We start from the raw sequence: 3,975 nt of genomic DNA on the forward strand, positions 1-3,975 counted from the left end.
CTCGCAACTCCTGCCGTCTGCAACAGCGTTCTCTCTCATGCGCTTATCGTTTTCGTCAGGTGTTTCCTTGAACTCATCAATGTCCATTATGTAATAAAGGCCGTCGTGGTATCGCATTTTCACGCCAGCGGTAAAGTTTGACTCTTTCTTCTTGGTAGCAGCAATATCCCAGCCCCTTTTGGTGTAGCCTTTTGTCGGCACATCGTCCACTTCTGGCATACACCCAGGTTGGAACAGATCACCCGCTTCCATGACATCCCAGCGCCCGTTCAACATCTGGGCCGCAAATACGGGATCGCCTAAATTCTCTAGGTCACGTTTGTATGACTCATAGTCTATGAACGGGTTGTCTTTCGGGAGCGCTTTCAGGTAGAAGGTGTCCTTGCCACCACCTTCAACGAACCGTTCTCGATAAAAGGCCACGTGCCTGCCGTTCGGGTTGGTTGCGGCACAAGCGTTGGCCGTCCAGCCGATCTGGAAGGCCCTAGGCGACTTCCTGCACCAACCCCCGATTTGCTTGGTATAGCTTTCAGGGTGGATCTCGGTCACCTCGTCAAAAATCATTAGGTCAATGTTCCCACCCTTATATTTCTTCCAAGAGTTTTCGTTGTCCAGTCCACAAAAATGGATAGTGCCACCGGAAGGGAATGTCAGGATCGCCTTTTCTTCATCATTCTTGATGTAGCGTGACTTAATCCGTGGTTCTATCCATTCATAGATTTGTTTGCCCACGCCTCCGCTAAAAGACTTGGCCTGTTTCTCTGACGTGAAGGCACGCACGTCAAGGCCGTACACGTCCGCTGTAGTCAATCCTAGGGCGGACAGCATATAACTCTTACCTGAGTTACCCGAACCGCCGTAGAGGGCCTCCTTGGGGATTATGGGGCGTCCTGCGATAAAGGATACGTCTAGCCCATGCTTATCGCCCAGATACATAATAAACTCACGCATAGGCGTGTACTTGGGTTGTTGGCGCATTATCATGAAAAAGGCTTGTTTGTCCGATAAGGAAAACCCAGGAGGGAGTAAAGGAGACAGTGTGGGCGTGAATAGCTCGACAAATTCCCTCTTTTCGTCTGTCGTCATAGCATTTATTACACTGTTTATATTGTCATGAATCGTCTGCATCATCCTCACCTACCTTTCCCTTATTGGCGGCCAGCTCGCCAAACAGGGACATGATACCTCTGATGTTCTGGACGGGCGTGATATAGCCTCCACCGCCTATATCGTCCGTACCATCTGGCATGTTAACGAACTGGAAGACGTTCACGTTTCCATTTCCATGCACCGCATTGATCTTGCTTGCGTGCGAAAACACCTCTCTGGCCCATCGGAAGATAGCGCTCCTGCCGTCAGCCCTGTCTTGGCATATGGCGTTGTATTCAGTTTCCGTCACGTCCAGCCTATCATACAAGTACAGCATGGCAGGGAAGTCACCGTTAAAGCCTAGCTCGCCTATGAGCTGATAGATGCTCTCTGCGACATACTCATTATCGCTATTGACTGGGCGCTTCCTAGTCACGATATTGGCCCAGACTGCCTTACCGATTGAGGAATTGTATATCTTCCCATCACCGGACAGGATGGGCTGCCGGAACTCCTCAAGGAACACACATAGCTCTGCGTAGTTCCTAGGGTATATATCCGCAGACTCGGAGAAGGCCATATAGTCGCCATGTTCACTTACTGTCCTCATTCTTCTTCATCCCATTCATCGCTTATTTCTTGGTTTCTTTTTGCCCTAAATTCTTCTAACGCTTTTGTTCTATCTTCCAGCGTAATGCTAGACCTTCGGTCAACTTCGTGGGCCAGTTCGACATGGTTTACAAGCCTATCAACAAGCTCGTCTGGGAACAGCCGCTGTTCAGAATATTGTTTGATCGCTATCTGGTCTGCTTCCTCAACGGCTATTTCCTCGGCGTCGCATATTGCTCTGAACAACACCTCTACACCGACCTCGAAGATCATGGTATCTGGATACATAGACTCAGGGCTAGGAATGTCTCGTCGCCTTCTTATGTAGTTAGACACAAGTGGGAAATAGTTTTCCCTGATGTACTTAGTTCTAGCCATTGTCAAGTTTGTGACCGAGATCTTTTTTCTTACCGTTGATTTCATTTAGATACACTCTCCCTTCTATGAGGTGTAGCTATACCTATTGTAGTCAGTATAGTTAGAATATTCCACCGTCTTATCAAGCCATTCATAATAAAACTGGATACAGCGAATTTCGGCGTCATTGATCTGAACCTTGACAGGCGCAGCCTTCCCGTTCTCGTCATAGGCCCTGACCGCCTTGCCTGTCTCGTAGGCATAATTGATAAGTGATTGTCGGTTGATGTCGTATTGCTTGCAAACCTTGGTCAGCTCTGCGATAGGAATGTTGGCGACTTTATTGTTGAACTCGTCGTAATCAAGCGACCCAACCGTGGTTCCATAATTATCGACCACGTTGCGCAAGTAGTCTGTATGTGTGGAGATCCAGTCAAGGATCTTGATATAGGCCCTCGCCCCGTCGTCCACTTCACCAGCGGACTTGACTTCTTTGGAGAACCAGTCTACGTCAAAGTCTGCGTCGAGCCTGATTGCAGACTGGGCGATTTCGTAGCCAGCCTGTAGGTAGCTTGAGTACAGGGCCCGCTTGCCTGTCACGCCCAATGCGATATATTGGTTGGTCAGGTTCGCTATGTGGGCCTTCCATTCGTCGGGGTGCTTCCCTCTTATTTCATTGATGATGTCATGCGGGAAATGACCATAATTATCGGAGAATCGGTGCACCCAATCAGTCAGAACTTGCTCGGAGATGTCGTCCATGTGCTGAACCTCCAAACAACGGGAGAAGGCGCCACCATCCATGGTATCTTCGACCATCCGATCTTCGTTGGTCAAGATAACAACGTTACACCAACTGCCGACCTCTCGAAACTGGCCCATCTGGTTGAGCCTTGACCGAGACTCACCGCCGGTAATGCCCATGATGTAGCGTGTTTTCTTGTACGGAAGATCGGCCTTGCTCCCCTTGAACTCGTCACGCTTTCGGATAACGTCGTCAATGAACAAGGGCATGTTGTAGAAGTATCGGTTACGCTCTTTATCAGACTTTTCTGTGGAGTCAGCCACACCGAACCAGCCATTAACATACTGGCCTGTACCAAACATGGAGGCGGCCACCTCGGTCATGACCGACTTGCCAGTACCTGACTTATGGTAGACGTTAAATGCGAACCCTTGCGTCTCACCACTGGTATCAACATATCCTAACAAGAGGCTTGCTACAGCCGCTCCCACGACAGCAGTCATGGCTCTTGTTGTGTTGCAGACTTCGTTGATAAGCTCACGGCTCTTCTCTTTGTCACCACCTGTGCTAGTCATTTTCAGGACGACATTCTTCTCGATATTATTACCATAAATCATAGTCACAGGATCATATTCATAGGGCAAAAAGACGGGATAGTTACCGGACTTCACCCAGCCAAGCCGGTTGGCGCTTCTGAATATCCGTGTCTGGCCGTTCTGTTTGTACCAATTTCGGATGTTGTCGATGTATTCCATGATGGTGCCAGCGTTCTGCGAATTAACCGACAGCCCACACGCCGACAAGGTGCGTATGAGGTCGTTTGTCAAGGATAATGAAGCGGCAGGAAACTGCCCAAGATGGATGCTCCCATCGTCAATCGGTACATAAGCCAGCATGACATGGGAACCACTGACCCTATTTCCATCTATGTCCTGCACTTCGGCGACAGGCAACATGATCTGCTTGCAAACGATTTCGCCTTCGTCAGTGACAATCATACCGTTCTCCGCAACGATATAACCACTCCCCATAATATTGATCGAGCGTGCGATCTTGTCTATCTCGACAACCGTATTCTTTATGTTGTTTCTGGCAAGGAAAAAGCCACTCTCCCTGCGGATCTCTAAGGCACGCTTTTCGATTGTCTTCTTGAGCGATGGCAGGGCGCACTTTAA

General features: G+C 49.1%; 4 protein-coding genes. All 4 read right to left on the reverse strand.

What is annotated here, in order from left to right; all coding sequences use genetic code 11:
* The coding region (locus GX181_10665) for a hypothetical protein (GenBank protein ID NLM72403.1) at positions 1-1,137 on the reverse strand (1,137 nt) is incomplete at its 3' end.
* Positions 1,112-1,699 (reverse strand): hypothetical protein, encoded by a 588-nt coding sequence (locus tag GX181_10670; GenBank protein ID NLM72404.1) that lies wholly within the window; start codon positions 1,697-1,699, stop codon positions 1,112-1,114. The genes GX181_10670 and GX181_10665, both read right to left, overlap by 26 nt.
* Positions 1,696-2,121 carry a hypothetical protein gene (locus GX181_10675; protein ID NLM72405.1) on the reverse strand — a complete coding sequence of 142 codons (426 nt, stop codon included), beginning with the start codon at positions 2,119-2,121 and terminating at the stop codon, positions 1,696-1,698. The genes GX181_10670 and GX181_10675 overlap by 4 nt, the downstream gene beginning before the upstream one ends.
* An 18-nt stretch (positions 2,122-2,139) precedes the next feature.
* Positions 2,140-3,975: DUF927 domain-containing protein (locus GX181_10680; GenBank protein ID NLM72406.1), on the reverse strand; the 1,836-nt coding region annotated here is incomplete at its 5' end.

It is taken from the genome of Synergistaceae bacterium (assembly GCA_012521675.1).
GTDB lineage: Bacteria > Synergistota > Synergistia > Synergistales > Aminobacteriaceae > JAAYLU01.